15 protein-coding genes are annotated in these 20,196 nt (G+C 71.2%); 9 read left to right on the top strand and 6 right to left on the bottom strand.

The genetic code is table 11. From position 1 onward, the window contains the following. Positions 1-130: 130 nt before the first annotated feature. Both OG884_RS21385 and OG884_RS21380 read right to left on the bottom strand, forming a co-directional pair. Positions 131-2,173: an ATP-binding protein gene (locus OG884_RS21385; protein ID WP_326635488.1), complete on the bottom strand. Its 2,043-nt coding sequence runs from the start codon at positions 2,171-2,173 to the stop codon at positions 131-133. After that, positions 2,170-4,278 (bottom strand): ATP-binding protein, encoded by a 2,109-nt coding sequence (locus tag OG884_RS21380; protein WP_326635486.1) that lies wholly within the window; start codon positions 4,276-4,278, stop codon positions 2,170-2,172. The genes OG884_RS21385 and OG884_RS21380 overlap by 4 nt, the downstream gene beginning before the upstream one ends. Before the next feature lie 265 nt (positions 4,279-4,543). Here OG884_RS21380 and OG884_RS21375 point away from each other — a divergent pair, with 265 nt between their 5' ends. Beyond that, entirely contained in the window at positions 4,544-5,563 is a 1,020-nt protein-coding gene (locus OG884_RS21375) for an adenosine deaminase (RefSeq protein WP_326635485.1), read from the top strand. Positions 5,564-5,700: 137 nt separating this feature from the next. On the opposite strand, the gene OG884_RS21370 is transcribed toward OG884_RS21375, so the two are convergent. Continuing rightward, positions 5,701-7,758 (bottom strand): ATP-binding protein, encoded by a 2,058-nt coding sequence (locus OG884_RS21370; protein WP_326635483.1) that lies wholly within the window; start codon positions 7,756-7,758, stop codon positions 5,701-5,703. 394 nt (positions 7,759-8,152) lie between these two features. Here OG884_RS21370 and OG884_RS21365 point away from each other — a divergent pair, with 394 nt between their 5' ends. Together OG884_RS21365 and OG884_RS21360 are read left to right on the top strand one after the other, a co-directional pair. Further along, the gene (locus OG884_RS21365) at positions 8,153-8,863 is read left to right on the top strand and encodes a class I SAM-dependent methyltransferase (RefSeq protein ID WP_326635481.1); all 711 of its coding nucleotides are present in this window, start codon (positions 8,153-8,155) and stop codon (positions 8,861-8,863) included. A gap of 261 nt (positions 8,864-9,124) precedes the next feature. Continuing rightward, positions 9,125-9,304, top strand: a complete 180-nt coding sequence (locus OG884_RS21360; RefSeq protein WP_326635479.1) for a hypothetical protein — start codon at positions 9,125-9,127, stop codon at positions 9,302-9,304. 99 nt (positions 9,305-9,403) lie between these two features. Here OG884_RS21360 and OG884_RS21355 read toward each other — a convergent pair whose 3' ends face one another. The 3 genes from OG884_RS21355 to OG884_RS21345 form a co-directional block, all read right to left on the bottom strand. Then, entirely contained in the window at positions 9,404-10,549 is a 1,146-nt protein-coding gene (locus OG884_RS21355; RefSeq protein WP_326635478.1) for an acetyl-CoA C-acetyltransferase, read from the bottom strand. Positions 10,550-10,724: 175 nt separating this feature from the next. Further along, the gene (locus tag OG884_RS21350) at positions 10,725-11,597 is read right to left on the bottom strand and encodes a class F sortase (RefSeq protein ID WP_326635476.1); all 873 of its coding nucleotides are present in this window, start codon (positions 11,595-11,597) and stop codon (positions 10,725-10,727) included. A 13-nt stretch (positions 11,598-11,610) separates the two neighbouring features. Continuing rightward, complete coding sequence (locus OG884_RS21345; RefSeq protein WP_326635475.1) at positions 11,611-12,525, bottom strand: hypothetical protein; 915 nt, start codon at positions 12,523-12,525, stop codon at positions 11,611-11,613. A 411-nt stretch (positions 12,526-12,936) separates the two neighbouring features. Here OG884_RS21345 and OG884_RS21340 point away from each other — a divergent pair, with 411 nt between their 5' ends. The 6 genes from OG884_RS21340 (at position 12,937) to OG884_RS21315 (ending at position 20,118) form a co-directional block, all read left to right on the top strand. Beyond that, a complete protein-coding gene (locus OG884_RS21340; RefSeq protein WP_326635473.1) occupies positions 12,937-13,605 on the top strand; it encodes a DUF2291 family protein in 669 nt (222 codons plus the stop codon). Then, positions 13,602-15,170 carry a sugar ABC transporter ATP-binding protein gene (locus tag OG884_RS21335; RefSeq protein ID WP_326635472.1) on the top strand — a complete coding sequence of 523 codons (1,569 nt, stop codon included), beginning with the start codon at positions 13,602-13,604 and terminating at the stop codon, positions 15,168-15,170. The genes OG884_RS21340 and OG884_RS21335 overlap by 4 nt, the downstream gene beginning before the upstream one ends. Before the next feature lie 59 nt (positions 15,171-15,229). Then, on the top strand, positions 15,230-16,279 hold the full coding sequence (locus OG884_RS21330; protein ID WP_326635471.1) for an ABC transporter permease: 1,050 nt from the start codon (positions 15,230-15,232) through the stop codon (positions 16,277-16,279). A 184-nt stretch (positions 16,280-16,463) separates the two neighbouring features. Beyond that, positions 16,464-17,024: a 2Fe-2S iron-sulfur cluster-binding protein gene (locus OG884_RS21325; protein ID WP_326635470.1), complete on the top strand. Its 561-nt coding sequence runs from the start codon at positions 16,464-16,466 to the stop codon at positions 17,022-17,024. Next, on the top strand, positions 17,021-18,019 hold the full coding sequence (locus OG884_RS21320) for an FAD binding domain-containing protein (protein ID WP_326635468.1): 999 nt from the start codon (positions 17,021-17,023) through the stop codon (positions 18,017-18,019). The genes OG884_RS21325 and OG884_RS21320 overlap by 4 nt, the downstream gene beginning before the upstream one ends. Beyond that, positions 18,016-20,118 carry a xanthine dehydrogenase family protein molybdopterin-binding subunit gene (locus OG884_RS21315; RefSeq protein WP_326635466.1) on the top strand — a complete coding sequence of 701 codons (2,103 nt, stop codon included), beginning with the start codon at positions 18,016-18,018 and terminating at the stop codon, positions 20,116-20,118. Before OG884_RS21320 ends, OG884_RS21315 begins: the two co-directional genes overlap by 4 nt. Positions 20,119-20,196 lie beyond the last annotated feature (78 nt).

Genomic DNA, 20,196 nt, shown 5'->3' with positions numbered 1-20,196 from the left:
GCCCGAGGCGGGAGACGGGTGATGCGCCGCCGCCCCGCCGGGGCCGGGCCTCGACCGGCGGGGCGGCGGGCGTGCGGCCTTCGTACTCGCCGGAGGCGTGCGGCCTCCCTGCTCGCCGGATGAGTGCGGCTCAGTCGCGCAGGGCGTAGGTCACCGCGGCCTCGAAGTGGGAGGCCGTCCCCTCCGCGAAGGCCCGCGCGTAGGCGGTCTCTCCGATCAGGGCCTCGGCGCGGGTCGCGGCGGCCTCGCGGAGTCCGGTCATGGTGTCGGCCCCGAGACCGGGCAGCCCGAAGGTGATCCAGATGCGCTGCGCGGCGCCGAGGAGCCAGGCGGCACGGGAGCCGTCACCGGCGGCGGCGGCGATCCGGGCGAGCTGGTCGATGACGAGCACGCCGCCGACCACGTCCCGCAGCCGCCACTTGACCTCCAGCGCCGCCCTGGCCGCGTCTGAGGCCTCCGCGACCTCCCCCCGGCCCAGGAGGGCCAGGGAGCCGATGTAGTCGCCCAGGGCCCGCTGGGAGAGTTCTCCACGCGCCTCGCAGTGACGGCGCGTCTCGCACAGGATCTCCACCGCCTTGTCGAAGTCACCGCCGAAGGTGGCGGCCATGGCCAGGAGGAGGGGGACGGAGAACAGGCCTGACGAGCCGGGCTCGGTCTGCCGTAACCCGGCTGCTCCGCGCAGCGCGTACGTCCGCGCGCCCTCCAGGTCGCCGGTGAGCAGGCAGGCCCCGGCGAGGCGAAGGTGGGCGTGGGCCTCGCTGTCGCCGTCGCCGTGCCGCCGGGCGCTCTGGACGCTTTCCGTGGCCCGCTCGCGCGCCAGGGGTATGTCGCCCTGGAGGAGCGCGAGGTGGGCGGCGACCCAGAGCGGTCTGGACCTGGCTCGGTCCGGGGCGGGGACGGCGGCCAGCGCGCGGTCGAGGTAGTGGCGGCCCTCTCGGACGAGGCCCAGGTGACACCAGAGAACCCACAGGGATCCGGCCAGTTCCAGGGCGGTGCGGTGGTCGCCGCCCGCGAGGCAGCGGTCGAGTGCCGCGCGGATGTTGGGCAGTTCCCCGCGCGCCCAGCGTGCCCATTCGAGCTGGCGAGGGCCGCACCACTGGGCGTCCATGCGGCGGGCGGTGGCCAGGTAGTGGTCACGGTGGCGGCGCCTCATCAGGGCGCCCTCGCCCAGCTTGTCGAGCCAGTCGCGCCCGTAGTCCCTGACGGTGTCGAACAGGCGGTATCGATCATCCACGCGGGCGACGACGGACTTGGCCACGAGTACGGCGAGCACGCCGGCCACGTCGGGCAGGCGCTCGTCCTCGCAGACGCCGCGTGCCGACTCCTCGTCGAAGGTGCCCGCGAAGACCGACAGGCGGGCCCAGAGCAGGCGTTCCGCGGGGGTGCAGAGCTCGTGGCTCCAGCCGGCCGCGGTGCGCAGCGTGTGGTGGCGGACGAGGAGTCCCCCGCCGTCGGCCGGCAGCTTGAAGCGGTCTTCGAGCTGGTCGGCGAGCTGGATCGCCGACAGGCCCCGCGCGTGACTGGCCGCCATCTCGATGGCGAGCGGGACGCCGTCGAGCCTCCGGCAGAGCCTGGCGACGGCCATCATGGCCCGCTCGTCCGTGCGCAGCCCGGGGGCGACGGCCGTCGCGCGGTCCAGGAAGAGGCTCATCACGTCGTACCCCGCGAGGTCGGGTGCCTCGGGCGGGGGAACGGGGAAGGGCTCGACGACCATGACGACCTCGCGCGGCAGGCAGAGCTCCTGGCGGCTGGTCACGATGATCCAGACGTCGGGCGCGCCGGCCAGGATGGCCGTGACCATGGCGGCGCAGGGGCCGACGAGGTGCTCGCAGGTGTCGAGGACGAGCAGGAGCCGCCGGTCGGCGAGGAACTCGACGAGGGAGTCCAGGACCGGGCGTCCGGCCCGCGCGTGCAGGCCGAACATCCCGGCGACGCTGCCGGCGAGCAGGTCGCCGTCCGTCTCCGCGGAGAGTTCGGCCACCCAGACGCCGTCGGGGTAGTCGTCGCGGACGCGCCGCGCCGCCTGCAGGGCGAGGCGCGTCTTGCCGACGCCCCCGGCGCCGTGCAGGGTGAGCAGGCGCGTTCCGGTGAGGAGTTTCGTGATCTCGTCGAGCTCGGCGGCGCGTCCGAAGAAGCTGTTCATCGCGACCGGCAGGTTGCCGCGCGGCGTCAAGAGAGGTTCCCCTGGAGTGCGTGTTCCACGGCATCGCGCAGGCTGATCGAACCTCCTTGCTCCTCCAACCGGTCGAACTCCGCCCTGCCCAGGCGCCCGCGCAGCCTCAGCTCGGACGTGCGGAGCAGGCTCGCGATCATGGGTGAGCGGCTGGGCGGGACCCCGGCACTCTTCCAGGCTGCGCGGGAGGCCCCGAACATGGTGGCGGCGAAGGTGTCGTCGGCGGATGACTCGGCGATCACGACGAACACCTCCAGCGCCTCCATCAGCGAGATCGTGTCGCCGAACAGGCGGCCTCCGCGCAGGGAGCCGCGGGCGGACTCCGCGGCGGAGACGGTGTTGCCGAGGAGGTGTTCGGCCTGGCCCAGGAGGAGGTCGAGGCGGATGAGGGTCCAGTAGTCGCCGCAGGACTCGCAGAGCTCACGCCCCTCTCGCAGGATGGACACGGCCTGGTCGTGGTGGCCGGCGAGCATCATCGCGGTGGCGACCACCGTGTAGGTGGGCAGGAAGCCGGGGAAGACGTTGCCGGTGGAGCGGTGGCGCACCCGGGCGTGCCTGATGAGCCGCAGGGCCTCGCCCACATCGCCCCTGACGACGGCCAGGTGCGCCTGGAACTGGCTGACGTAGGCCGTGGCGAAGCCGTTGGCGTCCTCGGCCGCGCACTCGCTGAGGATGCGCTCGGCGCGTTCGAGGTCACCGCGCTGGATCGAGACCCAGGCGTGCACCCAGAGCGCCTTGACCCTCTCGGGACTGACTGTGCGGTCGAGGTCGAGGCCGCGCTGGAGGAGGTCGTCGCCGGGTGCCTGCATGCCGCAGCACGCCCACAGGAACCACAGGTTGCCGACCAGGTCGAGACCCCGGCGGTACTCGCTCGGCCGGGAGTAGCAGTATTCGATGGCGCCGCGCATGTTGCCGCATTCGAGGACCAGCCTGTGGTACCACTCCAGCTGGCGGCCCTGCCAGCTCATCTCGGCGCGGGCGGACAGGGCGAGGAAGTGATCACGGTGGCGGCGCTGGATCTCCTCGGTCTCGCCGAGCCGGTCGAGCCAGGCCAGGCCGAACTCGCGGACCGTGTTGAGCAGGCGGTAGCGGACCCCGCTCTCCCCTTCCTCGCGGACGAGGACGGACTTGTCGAGCAGCCCCAGCAGCCCGTCGAGGATGTCCTTGGCGGCCAGGGCGCCGCCGGCGCAGACCTCCTCCGCGGCTTCGATGTCGAAGGTGCCGGCGAAGACCGAGGCCCGCGCCCACAGGAGGCGCTCCGGCGGGGTGCAGAGTTCGTGGCTCCAGCCGAGGGCGACGCGCATGGAAGTGTGCCGCCGGGGAGCGGAGGGGAGCCGGTGCGGTTCCGCGTCGGGCCCTTCGCCGTGGGTCTCGCGACCTGCCGTGAGCATCGAAGCGCCCTCGAAGGCGGCTGTGAGCTCGTCGGGTGAGGCCACGCGGCCGTCGAAGGCGGCGAGCCCGGCCGTGGAGAGCGGGCGGCCGTCGAAGGTGACGAGCCCGTCGAGGGCACCGGGGCCGCCTCCGGCCACGGCGAGCCGGATCGCCAGCGGCAGGTTGTCGAGGCGCCCGCAGAGCTCGGCCGCGTCGGGGCCGCCGATCATGTCACCGGTGAGGGTGGTGATCAGGCTGACGGCGTCGGTGTCGGGCAGGCCGCCGACCGGGTAGAGGTGCTCGCCGGGCAGGCCCAGCCGCTGCCTGCTGGTGGCCAGGACACGTAGTCCCTCGGCCGAGCGCAACAGCAGGCCGACCAGGATGCCGGTGACGCCGACGACGCGGTCACAGGTGTCGAGGACGAGCAGGATCCGGCGCGTGACGAGCTCGTCGACCAGTGCCCGCAGCGCGGGAACGTCCGGCCTCCGGCGGACGCCGATCGCGTCGGCGAACGTCTCGGCCAGGGAGTCGAGGTCGGTGGGCGCCTCCGACAGCTCCACGATGTGGACACCGTCCGGGAACCGGGGTTCGAGGGTACGGGCCAGCCGCAGGGCGACGCAGGTCTTCCCGACTCCGGCGGGACCGGTCAGCGTGACGTGCCGCACCCTTTCGAGCAGTGCGGAGACGTCGGCGAGTTCGGTCTCCCTGCCGACGACGAAGACGTCCGCTTTCATGGCAGCCCCAGCGTCCTGACAACGTGTGCGTCCACCGTCGCACGGAGACATGGTCCGTTGAAAGCCCGTTTCCTAGATTTCCTCGATATAACGGGGGATACGACATGGGCGGGCACTTCCGGAAACCGACCATACTCGTCCCGGAATAACCTCCTCGTCGCCTTTTGTCGTATAGGTCCCCTTTAGTCCTCTCCGCCACGCGGGCCGACCGTCAGGTCGACACCAAAAAACGCCGGGGCCGTCGGAGGTACGGCACCATATTGAAATGCCACGTCCCCTCAGCGAACTGCCCAAGGCGCACCTGCACCTGCACTTCACCGGTTCCATGCGGCACTCGACCCTCGTCGAGCTCGCCCACGAACACGGTCTGCACCTTCCCGACGCGCTTGAGGAGGACTGGCCACCCCGGCTGCGCGCGACGGACGAGCGGGGCTGGTTCCGCTTCCAGCGGCTGTACGACATCGCGCGCTCCGTCCTGCAGCGGGAAAGCGACGTCTACCGGCTGCTGCGCGAGGCGGCCGAGGACGAGGCGGCCGAGGGGTCGGCCTGGCTGGAGATCCAGATCGACCCGTCCGGGTACGCGTCGAGGTTCGGCGGGCTCACCTCGGCCATGGAGTTGATGCTCGACGCGACGCGCAGGGCCGCGGAGCACGCGGGAATAGGGATCGCGGTCGTGGTGGCCGCCAACCGTACCCGCCACCCCCTCGACGCCAAGACGCTCGCCCGCCTCGCCACGCACTACATGGACCAGGGTGTGGTCGGGTTCGGGCTCTCCAACGACGAGCGGCGCGGCCGGGCCCGCGACTTCGACGGAGCCTTCCGGCTGGCCAAGCGGGCGGGACTGCTGGCCGTGCCGCACGGCGGGGAACTGCTGGGCGCGGCCAGCGTGGCCGAGTGCGTCGATGTGCTGGAGGCCGACCGGGTCGGGCACGGGGTACGGGCGGCCGAGTCGCCGCGGCTCATGGAGCGCCTCGCCGCCCGGCAGATCACCTGCGAGGTCTGCCCGACCTCCAACGTCGGCCTCGGGGTGGCCGAGCGGGCCGAGGACGTGCCGCTGCGGCGCCTGTTCGAGGCGGGGGTGCCGATTGCGCTGGGCGCCGACGACCCGCTGCTGTTCGGCGCCAGGCTGCTGCCCCAGTACGAGCTCGCCAGGCAGGTGTACGGCTTCTCCGACCCGGAACTGGCCGAACTGGCCCGCCAGTCGGTACGGGCGTCGGCGGCGCCGGAGGCGGTGCGCAAGAAGGTCCTCCAGGAGATCGACGACTGGCTGGCCTCAGCGGACTGAGCGCGCGATCTCCAGGGCTCGGCCGATGTCCCCGGCCCCCTCCAGCCGCAGGCCGACCCGCCCGCGCTGCCAGATGAGGGTGGGACCGGCCGCGCGAGGGCGGGCCTCGACCTCGCCTCCGCCCCGGGGCAGGTAGGTCAGGCCGTGTGGGGCCGGGATCCACGGAGGGCGTAGGCGACCGCCGCGTCCGGGTCGGCCTCGTAGCCTTCGGCGAAGATCGCGTCGTAGGTCTCGTCACCGAGCAGTTGCCTGGCCGTCCGCTCGGCGACGGTTCTCGGCTCGGACATGCCCGCCGAGCCGAAGCCCCGCAGTCCGAAGGTGGCCCACAGCCGTACTCCCGCCCCCTGGAGCCTGGCCGTGCGGCAGCCGTCGCCCTCGATCGCGGCGATCACCGCGAGCTGGTCGACGGCCTGCGCCACGCCGGTGGCGTCGCGCAGGCGCCACTTGACGTCGAGCGACTGCCGGGCCGCCTCCGCCGCCTCGGCCAGGTGGCCGAGGCCCAGTTGGGCGATGGACAGGACGTAGTCGCCGCAGGAGCGGGCCCAGCGCTCGCCGCGCGCGTCGCAGAGCCGCTGCACCTCCTTGAGCACGGAGACGGCCCTGTCGAACTCGCCGCGCCAGGTGACCGCCATCGCCGCGGTCACCAGGGCGAAGGGCTCGCTGACCGTGGCGGCCTCCGCCCTGCGGAAGTACTCGCGCACCCGCTCGACGCACGGCTCGACCTCGTCGAGGGCGCCCGCGCACAGGGAACGGCTGGCCAGCCGGAGCTGGGCGTGCCCGGCCGCCGCGTAGTCGCCCCAGTCGAGGGCCGCGGCGAGCGCCGCCTCGGCCCTGCGACGCCCCAGCTCCAGCTCGCCCCCGGCGATGGCCACGCAGCCGTCGGCCCACAGAAGTCTGGGCAGGTGGGGGTCGGTGACAGGAGCCGCGTCGATCGCGCGTGCCATGTGGTAGCGGCCCTCGTTCAACCGGCCCAGGCAGAACCAGAGGATCCAGAGCGTGCCGGCGAGCTCGATGGACACCGGGGAGGCGGGGTCGAGGGCGAGGCGCAGCTCGGTCATGGAGAAGGCGAGCCTGGCGGCCCACTCCTCCTGCCCGGGGCCGTACCAGTCGGCCTCGGCCCTGCGCGCCAGGTCGAGGTAGTGCCGGCGGTGCCGCCGCGTCGGCCCGGCCTCGTCCCCGAGCAGCGCGAGCCGCTCCCCGCCGTACTCCCTGACCGTGGCCGGCTGGCGGTAGCCGCCGGGAACCCGGACCAGGAGGAACCTCCTCACCAGGCTTTCCAGCAGGTCCGGTACGTCACCCAGGTGCTCGTCGCCGCACACCCGCTCGGCGGCGGCCATGTCGAAGTTTCCCGCGAAGACCGAGAGCCTGGCCCAGAGCAGGCGTTCCCCGGGGCCGCAGAGCTCGTGGCTCCACCTGATCGCGGCGCGTACGGTCTGGTGGCGGGGAACCGGCGCCCGGCTGTCGGGCGGGGTCTCGAACCGGCCCTCCAGGTGGTCGGCGAGTCGCTCCACCGGCAGCTCCCCCAGCCATCCGGCGGCCAGCTCGACGGCGAGCGGGACACCGTCCAGCCGCCGGCAGATCCTGGCCGCGGCCGCCATACCGGTCTCGGTCATCTCCAGACCGGGTGCCACGCGGGCGACCCGGTCGAGGAAGAGGCGGAGCGCGTCGCTCGTAGCCATCCCCTCCTCCTGCGGCCATGGCGCGTCGAAGGGCTCGACGGGCAGCAGCGCCTCCTGTGGCAGCCCGAGCGGCCGACGGGAGGTCGCGATGATCCGTACCCCCGGCGCCGCCGCCAGGATCTGGGCGACGAGGTCGCGGCAGGCGGGCAGGAGGTGCTCGCAGCCGTCGAGAAGCAGCAGGAGCCTCCGGCTCGCGAGAAACTCGACGAGCGTCTCGTCCTGCGGACGCGCGGACCGCTCGGGGAGGCCGAGGACCGCCGCGACCGTGTGGGCGAGCAGATCGCCGTTGCGCTCGCCGGACAGCTCCACCAGCCACGTGCCGTCCGGGTGGTGCTCGTGCCATCGGCGCGCGGCCCTCATCGCGATCCGTGACTTGCCGATGCCTCCGACACCGGTGACCGTGGTCAGCGGTGTGTCGGCCAGCAGCTTCAGCAACCGCCGCACCTCGCTTTCCCGGCCGATGAAGCCGTCCGGCTCCGCGGGCAGGTTCCCCTGCCACCATTGGATCTGTTCCATCGGTTCGCGCTCCTTCTCCACTTACCGGGAATCGCACTCCTGCCAAATCACGAACCGGTCGGCCGGTGATTCCCCAGGAGGGTTTCCTTGTCCCCCGGTGCAAATCTCACCGCCGTATCGAGGTCGAACTTCCCCCGTACGACGTGAAACGCGGAAATGCAGGTGCTTTATAACTGATTCGGTGGAGCCGGTAATCGGGGGTGGTGGCCGGAGGGTGAGCCCACCCGGAGGCCGCCCCCCCGGGGAGCGGCTCCCGGGGGCACTCTCCGTGGACCGTTTGGGGGCCGTCCCGGGGGAAGCGCCATTAGACTCTGGCTGTTCTTGGCCGTGGCCTCCCGCCGCGGCCTTCCTTAATCGAGCTGGACGGAACCGCATGTCTGGGTATGACCGCGTAGTGCAACCCGCGGCCGGTGACGAGGCCCTGGAGAACCATCTCGGTGGGGACGAGGCCAGGAACTACCGGCAGTACGAGCTCGACATGGTCGCCCCGCACGTGGGCCGGTCCATGCTGGAGATCGGTTCCGGTCTCGGCCACTTCGCCGAGCAGTTCCTGCCCCGCCTCGACCGGCTGGTGGTCAGCGACTTCGACCCCTACTGCGTGGAGCGGCTCCGGAAGCGCTTCGAGGGCCGCGACGACATCGACGTGCTCCAGTTCGGCCTGCCGACCGAGATCCCCATCGGCGAGAAGGTCGACACCGTCGTGATGATGAACGTCCTGGAGCACATCGAGGAGGACGTCGAGGCTCTGCGGTCGCTCGCCAAGGTCACCCTCCCCGGCGGCCGGATCATCATCTGGGTTCCGGGCTACATGCAGCTTTACGGAGACTTCGACCGCAAGGTCGGCCACGTCACCCGCTATACCCCCGCCACCCTGCGCAGCACGGTCTCTCGTGCGGGCCTGGACATCGACGTGCTCAAGCCGATCAACTTCCTGGGCGGCATCGCCTGGTGGGCCGCGGTCCGCCGCGGCGGTGTCGGCTACCCCGACCCCCGCCTGGTCAAGATCTACGACCGCACCGTGGTACCCCTCACCCGCCTCATCGAGCGCTTCGTCCGCCCGCCGTTCGGGCAGACCGTCTTCTGCGTCGCCCGAGTGCCGAAGTGACCCGCGCGCGCCGCCCCCTCCCCCGCGGCCGCCAGGTGGCCTGGCACGAGGTGACGGCCGGATGAGGGAAACAAATAGGTTGCACGCCTCGGCAGGGGCGCCATAAAATCATTCGCATGTGGATCAACTCCTAAGAGCCGGCGTCGATCAGCCTTCGCTGGTCCGCTCGCACTCAGCATTTCGGCCCCGTTCATCTGACGCGGTAGCTGAGTTGTCCGACCCGGGATCTCACCGCGTCGTCACATTCTTCAAGGAGTCCATATGCGAGTTCATGCCGCCCGCAAGCGCAGTGGCAAGTCCAAGACCGCCACAGCCCCCAAGCCCCGCACCCCGCTGCCCGAGCACGTCGTGCCCGCGGCGCCTCGGCACATGCCGATGCCGCCCATGCCGATGAGGCCCACCCGACAGCCACGCCGGATCCCCGGCAAGGGTGGTCGCTGAGCCAAGGCGATCACTGAGCTACAGGAAAGCCCCGGTCCACAGGCCGGGGCTTTCCCATGTCTCACGGTGCCTCGCGGCCCGAGGCCGCGGGCAGCGGCGTCACAGACGCTCGATGATCGTGACGTTGGCCTGGCCGCCGCCCTCGCACATCGTCTGCAGCCCATACCGGCCGCCGGTCCGCTCAAGCTCGTGCAGGAGCTTGGTCATCAGGATCGTGCCGGTGCCGCCCAGCGGGTGGCCCAGGGCGATCGCGCCGCCGTTCGGGTTGACCTTGGCCGGGTCGGCGCCGAGGTCGTTGATCCAGGCCAGCGGCACCGGGGCGAACGCCTCGTTGATCTCGGTGACGTCGATGTCCTCGATGGACAGGCCCGCCCGCTTCAGCGCCTTCCGCGTCGCCGGGATCGGCGCGGTCAGCATGTAGACCGGGTCGTCGCCGGTGAGCGCCAGGGTGACGATCCGCGCCCTGGGGCTCAGGTTGTGGTCGCGGACCGCCTGCTCGGAGGCGATCAGGATCGCTCCGGAGCCGTCGGAGATCTGCGAGGAGGTGGCGGCCGTGATCTGGCCGCCGTCCCGCAGCGTCTTCAGCGACGCCATCTTCTCCAGCGTGGTGTCCGGGCGCGGGCCCTCGTCGTCCTCGACGCCGTTCAGCGGGGCGATCTGGTTCTTGAAGTAGCCGTTCGCGACGGCCTTGGCCGCCCGCTGGTGGCTCTGGTAGGCGAACCGCTCCAGTTGCTCGCGCTTGAGGTTCCACTTCTCGCACATGAGCTCCGCGCCGCGGAACTGGGAGATCTCCTGCTCGCCGTAGCGCTCCACCCACTTGTCACCGAAGGGGAAGGGCATGCCCTTCTCCAGCGCGGCGGTGATGCTCGACCCCATGGGCACGATGCTCATGGACTCCACACCGGCGGCCACGACAAGGTCCTGGGTGCCGGAGAGCACGCCCTGGGCCGCGAAGTGGATCGACTGCTGGGAGGAGCCGCACTGGCGGTCGATGGTCACACCGGCGACGCTCTCCGGGAGACCTGCCGACAGCCACGCGTTGCGCGCGATGTCCATGCTCTGCGGGCCGAACTGCATGACACAGCCCATGATCACGTCTTCGACCGCGGCCGGGTCGACACCCGTACGCTCGATGAGCGCCCCGAGGGTGTGCGCGGCCAGATCGGTGGGGTGGACGGTGGACAGACCGCCCTTCTTCTTACCGACCGGGGTGCGGACCGCCCCGACGATGTACGCCTCTGCCACAGTGCCTCCTGCGTGTGGAGCCGAGTTGCCTGCGAAACCGAGCATCGTTCGGTCAGCAGGAGGTTACAACAGAACTTTCGTCCACACCCTACCCGGGGGTGCTTCTCGGCCGAGAGGGCAAGCACACCTTTTGCAGGAAATATCAGGAACTCTGCGCTGACCTGGGCGGTGTCGCTCAGGCCATCCTGGTGCTCGTCATGGTCGCGTAGGCGATGACATTGTCGGTGTAATGACCGGTCGTGCGGTTATAGGTGCCGCCACAGGTGATCAGGTGCAGCTGCGGGTTCGGCGACTCGCCGTACACCCGCTGCGTCGGGAACACCGACTTGTCCGCCTGCTCCAGCCCGCCGACGGTATAGACGGCGATGACGCCGTCCTTTCTGTGCACCTCGATGACGTCGCCGTTGCGGATCTCGTCGAGGCGGCCGAACACCGCGCTTCCCGAGCGCGTGTCCTTGTGCCCGAGCATGATCGCGGGACCGGCCTCACCGGGTGTCGGTCCCGAGCGGTACCAGCCGACCAGGTTCGGGTTGCCGACCGGCGGCACCTCGATCGCGCCCTTGCTGTCGAGCCCGACGGATCTGACCGGCGCGTTGACGCCGAGCCGCGGGATGACCAGGCGGACCGGGCTGGAGGGCTGCATGGCCGGGGCCGCCGGCAGGCTGGGCAGGGGCGGCGGCGCGGTCGGGGGCGCCTGAAAGTACGGATTCACCGGCGCCACCGCGGCCTGGTTCCTGGGAGGCAGCGTGGTGCGCTCGTCCAGCCCGTACTCCTCGGGCGCGGCCAGTACGTAGAGCATGCCCACCAGCACCGTGACCACCCCGGCGATCCCGGCCAGGATGAGCACCGACCGCATCACCCGCCCACCGTCGAGACGCCCGTCGAGACGCCCGTCGAGGTGTCCCTGTCGCGGCCACTCCTCGTACGGCTCCCCGTACGACGGGCCGTGCTGCCGCTGGAACGGGTGCGGGTACTGCGGCTGGACCGGGACCGGCCGGTAGTGGGGCGCCGGCCCAGGGTGTCGACCGCCCGGCGGGGGGGTGCTCATCCGGCCACCCCGATCAGCCGCGGCCTGCGGTGCGACGCCGCAGCACCAGGCCGCCGATCCCGGCGAACGCCACCATCAGCAGGCCGCTGAACATGATCATTCTGGCGTCGGGGCCGGCGTCCCCGCCACCGCCCGTGGAGGCCGCGCCCTCAGGGGTCTCGTCGATCTGCCGGCTGGGGGCGGGCTTGGAAGTCTTGGTACGGGTGACGGTGACCGTCGGTTTGGGGGTGGTGCCGGCACTCGTGGACTGGCTCGCGCTCGGGCTCGGACTCGGACTGGTCGACGTGCTCGAACTGGCCGACGTACTCGGGCCGGCCGTGCCCACGACCACCCGCAGCGCGGCGGCGGTGACCTCGGCCGAGTTGAGAGGAACACCGCAGTCGAGCAGTTCGGCCTCGTTTCCGGTTCCCGTGCCGGGGTCCAGGTACAGGGTGAACGGGCCCGGCTGGAAGGCCACCACGCCGGTCGCGCTGGGGGTCACCGTGACGAGCAGGGGAGGCGCGGTGATCGGCTGCCCGGCGGCCGGGGGAGCGGCGGTGGCCGCGACCGAGCGGAGTTCGGAGGGAAGCGCCAGGACCGGCGAGGGAGTGGCGCCGATCTGCACCTCCGCGTCGATGACGACACGCGCACCCGCCGGGGCGGGCGCGGTCGGGGTGACGGTGGGCCCCGTGGCGGGCTGGGCGATCTTCCAGGTCGCCACCAGGGGTGAGTTCGTCGCCGCCGCCGTCGGGCCGGTGAGGTCCATCTGGAAGGTGTACGTCGCCGACGGTGACGACACGCCGGCGAGCGTGCAGGCGTAGCTGACCGGGTTGGGGTCGGCGTACATGGAGGCGACCGCAGGGACCGCGCCGAAAAAAACGCCCGCGCCCGCTGCGGCGATCGCGGCTGTCTTGACCGCGACGCGCCGCCGCGTCTTGGACTTCAGCACAGTCTCTCCCCATTCCAGATCTATCGACCGGCTCGCACCGGCTGTTAAGGCTTACACGCCTTGGTCAAGGTTCGGCATAGATCCTACGAAGAGAGACCGGGACGCGCGAGCAAGTCGGCGAAACGGACACAAATTCCCATCTATCCCACAGCAAACGACACCGTACATCGGTGAAGTTTCGAACAACAGACGGGATGCGGCACGCGGTGCTCACGGTGAGTAGCCGGGCCTCGTCGGGATCGGCACGGCGCCCGCACGCCCGCGGGACAGTACCCGCGAAGGCTTCCGGCAGCTCGACCGGTTCCCGTTCGAGGAGGAGCAGCTCGACCGGTTCCCGTTCGGGGAGGAGCCGATGGAAGCCGCGCGAGCGGGTATACGGCTCTTGACACCCTCCCACGCTGGAGGTTTGTGATGAACACGCCGGTTACGACGCACACGCACGGCGGGCAGCTGCCCCGCCGGCGGATCCCGGTGAGATGGGTGGCCGTCGCCCTGGCGGCGGTCCTTCTGGCCGCCATCGGGTTCAGCACCCACTACCGCTCCGTGGAGTCGGTCGCGGCGTCGGGCAACCGGTTCGACCCGGCCGCGTTCGGGGCGCGGGCGTACCAGAGCGAGGTGGTGCCCGCGATCAAGAGGAAGGCCGTCGAACTGCCCGTGCTGGTGAAGGCCATGACCGCCGACAAGAGGGCGGCCGACAGACGCTACGGCATCCGGCACGGCAACGGCCCTTACGGCTTCGCGGTCAAGGGCACCGGCAGGGCCGGAATGGCGAAGTCCGGGCTGATGCCCGTGACCGTGCCGGGCCTGCCACCGGGCACCCGGGTCTCGTTGCAGGTAGGCCCGGCCGTCAACGGCACGGCGCTGCGGGACGTGGCCGGTATCGGATTCAGACGGTTCCGCAACCAGGCGGAGTACGCCGCCGCCGCCACCGCGCTGAACAACCAGCTGTGGGAGAAACTGCTCAGGAACCTGTACCCGGCGCGCCTGAACGGCAGGAGGATCTCCTTCATCGGGGCCTTCAACTTCCTCACCCCCTCCGTCGTGACCATCACCCCGGTCTCGATCAAGGAGGTGTCGTGAAGGCCGCGGCGGCCAAGGTCCTGAGCGCCCACGACGTCACCAAGGTGTACGGGGGCACGCACGCGCTCAGGGGTGTCGACTTCGATATCACCGCCGGTCGGGTGACCGCGCTGTTCGGCAAGAACGGGGCCGGCACGTCGACCCTGCTGAAGATCCTCTCCGGGGTCGAGCAACCCACCACCGGCCATGTCGAGCTCGACGGGGAACCCGTCAAGCTCCTGTCGCCGCGCGACGCCGCCGACCGGGGCATCTCGATCATTCCCCAGGAGCTCCTCCTCTGTCCCAACCTGAGCATCCAGGACAACCTGTTCCTGGCCCGCGAGAACTGCGGGGGCCTCTGGATGATCGACCGCTCCTCCCAGCGGGCCACCAGCGCGGCGATCCTGCACAGCCTGGGAGAAGATCTTGATCCCGATCGGCTGGTCGGTGACCTGAGCCCGGCCCGGCAGCAGATCGTCGAGATCGCGCGGGCGCTCGTCCAGGAGGCCCGGGTGCTGATCATGGACGAGCCCACCTCGGCGCTCACCCCCCCGGAGTTCGAGGTCCTGTTCCGGGTCATCGGAGGGCTGGCCGCGAGCGGGGTCGCGGTGGTCTACGCCTCCCACCACCCGGACAGGACGCTGAAGATCGCCGATGACGTCGCCGTCCTGCGCGACGGGCGGCTGGTCACCACGGCGGACGCCAGGACCGTCGACATCCGGCGGATCGCGGAGCAGATGACCGGCCGCGACCGAGACTCCCTGTTCCCGCGCCGCGTTCCTCTCATCGAGGGAGAGCCGCCGCCGCGTGAGGAGAACTCGCTGGCCCTGCGCGGCCTCTCGGTGGCCGACCCGGCCAACCCCGGCCGCCTCGCGATCGACGACCTCTCCCTGACCGTCGGGGAGTGCGAGATCGTGGGGATCTACGGCCTGATGGGCTCGGGCCTGACCGAACTGCTGGAGGCGCTCGCCGGCCGGATCCCCTCGCAGTCGGGTGACGTCCTGCTCTCGGGCACCCCGTTGGAGAGTGCGAGCATCCGCGAACGCATCGACCGGGGCCTGGTCCTGGTCCCCCGGGACCGTCGGCGCGACGGCCTCGTCCAGACGATGTCGGTCGGGGAGAACCTCTCCCTGGCCGGACTGGGCAGGTTCGTCCGGCGACTGTTCGTCTCCCGGGAGCTCGAACTGGACGCCGTCGACCGGATGATCTCCGACATCTCCATCGGGACCAACGATGCCGGAGCGCCCATCGAGTCGTTGAGCGGCGGCGACCAGCAGAAGGTGGTCATCGGCAGGGCACTGCTGACCGACCCTCGGGTACTGCTGCTGGACGAGCCCTCGCGCGGCGTCGACATCGGCGCCCAGGCCGACATCTTCGAGCTCATGGCGGCACGGGCACGACGCGGCCTGGCCATTCTCTTCACCACGTCGGACGCCGAGGAAGCGCTGCACATCCCCGACCGGCTGCTGGTGCTCGCCCGCGGGGTCGTCACCGGCGACTTCCGGCGTGGCGCGATAACCCGGGAGGAACTGATGAGCGTGCTGGACGGCACCACCATCGGCCACGCCGAGGACGGTGCGAATTGACACCTCGGGGAACAACCTCCGCACCGGCGCCGCCGGACCGCCCCCCGCCGGAGAGGACGGTGGCCCAGGCGCGCCGCCTGTCCCTGCTGGCCGGCCTGTTCGAGCTGCGGGCGCTCATCGCGCTCGCGGCCCTGATCGCGGTTCTCGGCCTGCTGTCGGATTCGTTCCTCACGGTGCCGAACCTCATCACGATGGCCGGGCACATCGCGGTCAACGGGGTGATCGCGCTCGGCATGCTGCTGGTCATCCTCAAGGGAGGCATCGACCTGTCGGTCGGCTCGGTCGCCGGGCTCTCCGGGGTCGTCGCCGGCGAGTTGCTCGAAGGTCTCGACCTCCGGTTCGTCGACGTGATCGCCTACCCGCCGGTGTGGGGCGTGATCGTGCTCTGCGTCGCCGTCGGCATGCTCGTCGGCCTGGTGAACGGCGTCCTCGTCACCCGCTTCGAGGTGGCGCCGTTCATCGCGACACTCGGCATGCTGTACGTGGCGCGAGGGCTCGCATTGCTGATCTCCGGCGGCTCGACCTACACCGATCTGGACGGCAGCCCCGAACTCGGCAACACCGGCTTCGGCCTCCTCGGCGACGAACGCCCGCTCGGCCTCCCGACGTCGATCTGGATCATGATCGCTCTGGCCGTCGTCGTCATGCTGGTGCTCACCAGGACACCGTTCGGGCGGTGGTTGTACGCCGCGGGCGGCAACGAGCGGGCCGCGGAACTCTCGGGTGTCCCGATCAGGCGGGTCAAGACGGTCGTCTACGTGATCTCCGGTGCCTGCGCCGCGCTCGCGGGTCTCATCATCGCCTCGGGACTGACCGTGGCGGTACCGCAGGCCGGTGAGACGTACGAGCTCAACGCGATCGCCGCGGTGATCCTCGGCGGCGCCGCGCTGAGCGGGGGGCGCGGCACCGTACCGGGTACCCTCGTCGGGGCCGTCGTCATCGGTCTCCTCGCCTACGGCCTGACGATCCTGTACGTGTCGGTGTTCTGGCAGATCCTCATCAAAGGGGCCGTGGTCATCCTCGTGGTGATGCTGGACCAGGGCCGGCAACGGCTCCGGCGGCACAGGGCCGCCGTCTCGGCGATGGTCGCCGACGTGCGAGCGGGCTGAGGGGCTCCGGCGGCCGCCTCTCGCCCCCGTCCGCGACAGGCCGCTTTTCGGGCCTGATCGTTTCCGATCTTGGCGCCTCTCCGACCCGCCCGTGATTTTCACGGCAGTACGGTTGCCGCTTCTTTTAGATTTTCAGATTAATAGGTGATCCAACCCTAATTAGGGAATTGGCAGGATAAACGGCATGGCAGTCGAAGCGTTCAGCAGCGATATCACGCTGCGCATCAACGGTGCCGACCACTCCGTCTCCCTGGACAACCGGGTGACCCTGCTGGACGCGCTGCGAGAGCATCTCGGCCTGACCGGGGCTAAGAAAGGGTGCGACCACGGGCAGTGCGGGACATGCACGGTCCTGCTGGACGGCCGGCGGGTGAACAGCTGCCTGACGCTCGCGGTCACCGCCACCGGACAGGAGATCGTCACCATCGAGGGGATCGCCGGCCTGGCTCACCCGAACGACCTGCACCCCGTTCAGCAGGCGTTCCTCGACCACGAGGGCCTCCAGTGCGGCTACTGCACGCCGGGCCAGATCTGCTCGGCGATCGGCGCGCTCGCCGAGGCGGAGGCGGGCTGGCCCAGCCATGTCACCGAGGACGTCGCGGCCGGTGTCGCCTCCTGTCGCGCCCTGGACGCCGAAGAGGTCCGCGAACGGATGAGCGGCAACCTCTGCCGCTGCGGAGCGTACGCCGGAATCGTCGAAGCGGTCCTCGAAGTCGCCGGGGCGAGTCCCGGGGGCACGCGATGAGGCCCTTCGCCTACGAGCGCGCCACCGACCCCGACGCGGCCGCCACCGCCGTCCTGGACGGCACCGACGTGATGTTCCTGGCCGGCGGGACCAACCTGGTGGACCTGATGAAACTCGGCGTGGCCCGGCCGGCGGCGCTGGTGGACGTCACCCGGCTGCCGTACGACCGGATCGAGCACCGGGCCGACGGAAGCGCGCTCATCGGCGCGACGGTGCGCAACAGCGACCTGGCCGGCGACCGGGGCATCCGGGAACGCTTCCCGATGCTCGCCCAGGCCGTGCTGGCCGGAGCCTCCGGGCAGCTCAGGTCGATGGCCACCACCGGCGGCAACCTGCTGCAGCGCACGCGCTGCCCGTACTTCCAGGACGTCACCAAACCGTGCAACAAGCGCACCCCGGGCACAGGCTGTTCCGCGATCGGCGGCAGTCACCGCGACCTGGGTGTGATCGGCACCTCCGACAGCTGCGTGGCCACCCACCCGTCCGACATGGCGGTGGCGATGGCCGCCCTCGACGCCGTGGTGCACATCAGGCTCGCGGGCGGCGAGGAGCGGGCGGTGCCGCTCCGCGACCTCTACCTGCTGCCCGGCGACACCCCCGATCGCGAGACGGTGCTGGGGCCCGGCGACCTGATCACCGGTGTCGAGCTGCCGCCGCCCCCGGACGGTGCGGCCATGCGGTACCGCAAGGTCCGCGACCGCTGGTCCTACGCGTTCGCGGTGGTCTCGGTCGCGGCCCTGGTCACGACCGAGGGCGGCGGGTCACTGCGGGAGATCCGGCTGGCGCTGGGCGGAGTGGCCCCGCTGCCGTGGCGGGCACACCAGGCCGAGCGGATGCTGGCCGGTCACCGGCCGAACAGGGAACTGCTGCTGGCGGCGGCGGAGGCGGAGTTCGTGTCGGCACGCCCTCTGCCGGAGAACGAGTTCAAGATCGGGCTCGCCGCCGACCTGATCGCGGCGAGCGTACGCGATCTCGCGGGAGAGGGACGGCGATGACCACGCTCGACAAAGTGGTGGGCGGGGCACCGGCCAGGGTCGAGGGACGCGAGAAGGTCACCGGCGCGGCCCATTACGCGTACGAGTACCCCGTGCCGAACGCCGTCTACGTCTGGCCGGTGCAGTCCACGATCGCCCGCGGCCGGGTGCGCGCCGTCCACGGCGGGGCCGCGCTGGCCCTGCCGGGGGTGATCGCCGTGCTGGACAGCGGCAACGTCTCCCGGCTGCACCCCGTCGACGACGCCGAACTGGCCGTCCTGCAGTCGGCCGACGTCGCCTACCGCGGGCAGATCGTCGCGGCCGTGGTCGCGAGCACCCTGGAAGGTGCCCGAGAGGCGGCGTCGGCGGTGCGAGTGGACTACGACGAGCAGGAACACGACGTCGTGCTGAGTCCGGGCAGCCCGCGGATCTTCTCACCCCGGAAGGCCAACGCGGGCTTCACCGGGACCGTCGACTGGGGTGACGCCGAGAGCGCCCTGGCGGCGGCGCCGGTCGGCGTCGACGCCGCCTACACGACCCCGGCCGAGCACGCCAGCCCGATGGAGCCGCACGCCACGATCGCGTTCTGGGAGGGTGAGACCCTGACCCTCTACAACGCCGACCAGGCGCCCTGGATGTCGGCGACCGCGATCGCCGCACTGTTCGGCCTCGCCGACGGCGCGGTGAGCATCGTCGCCGACCACGTCGGCGGCGGTTTCGGGTCGAAGGCGGTACCGCGCCCGCCGACCGTGCTGGCGGCGCTGGCCGCCCGCGCCGTCGGGCGGCCGGTCAAGGTTGCGATGACCAGGCAGCAGATGTTCCCGCTCGTCAGCTACCGGACGCCCACCGTGCAACGTGTACGTCTGGGGGCCGATCGGGACGGCCGGCTGACCGCGGTGTGGCACGACGCGCTCCAGCAGAGCTCGAAGCGCGTCGAATACACCGAGCAGACGGTCGCGGCCAGCCGCATGATGTACGCGACGCCCAACAGCCACACCGCCCACCGGTTGCTACAGCTGGACGTGCCGACCCCGTCGTGGATGCGCGCGCCCGGCGAGGCTCCGGGGATGTTCGCGCTCGAATCGGCGATGGACGAGCTGGCGTACGCCCTCGGAATGGACCCCGTCGAGCTGCGGATCGTCAACGAGCCCGCGGTGGATCCCGAATCCGGCCTCCCGTTCAGCAGCCGCAACCTGCTCGCCTGCCTGCGGGAGGGGGCGGCGCGCTTCGGCTGGGCCGGACGCGACCCCACGCCGGGCGTCCGCAGAGACGGCCGGTGGCTCGTCGGGACCGGCGTCGCGTCCTCGACCTACCCGGTCTTCATCATGGCGTCCACCGCGACCGCCCGCGCCGAGCCCATGGGCAGGTTCGTGGTCGAGATCGCCGCGGCCGACATCGGCACCGGGGCTCGCACCGCGCTGGCCCAGGTGGCGGCCGACGAGCTCGGCGTGCCGATGGACCAGGTCACGATCCTGGTGGGCCGCAGCGTCTTCGGACCCGCGCCGTTCGCCGGCGGGTCCATGGGCACCGCCTCGTGGAGCTGGGCGGTGAGCAAGGTGTGCCGGGCACTGGCCAGGGAACTCGACGAGCGGTCCGGGGTGGTCCCCGCGGAAGGGCTGCAGGCGCGGGCGGACACCACCGCGGACCTCGCCGCCCGTGGGCGCTTCTCCCGCCACTCGTTCGGAGCGCAGTTCGCCGAGGTCAAGGTCGACGTCGACAGCGGGCAGGTCCGTATCGAACGGCTGCTGGGGGTCTTCGCGGCCGGCCGGATCGTCAATGCCAGGACGGCACGCTCGCAGTTCCTCGGCGGCATGACGATGGGGATCTCCATGGCCCTGCACGAGGCCCTGCGGATGGACCCCCGCTTCGGTGACTTCGCCAACCACGACCTGGCCACCTACCACATCGCATCGAACGCCGACGTCCGCGGGATCGAAGCCCACTGGATCGACGAGCACGACGACGAGCTCAACCCCGTCGGCGTCAAGGGCATCGGCGAGGTGGGGATCGTCGGCACCGCCGCCGCGATCGCCAATGCCGTCTTCCACGCGACCGGCTCCCGGCAGCGTGACCTGCCGATCACCCTCGACCGGGTACGGGCCGCCATGCACACCGGTTGACGGCGCCTTCCCGGTCGATCCCGGTCGATCCCGGTCGATTCCAGGAAGGTCGGTGCGCCAGGTGCCACCGCTCGGGAC

It is taken from the genome of Streptosporangium sp. NBC_01755 (assembly GCF_035917995.1).
GTDB lineage: Bacteria > Actinomycetota > Actinomycetes > Streptosporangiales > Streptosporangiaceae > Streptosporangium.
Note: the sequence above shows the minus strand (reverse complement) of the source record. Positions and strands in the feature narration are given on the sequence as shown.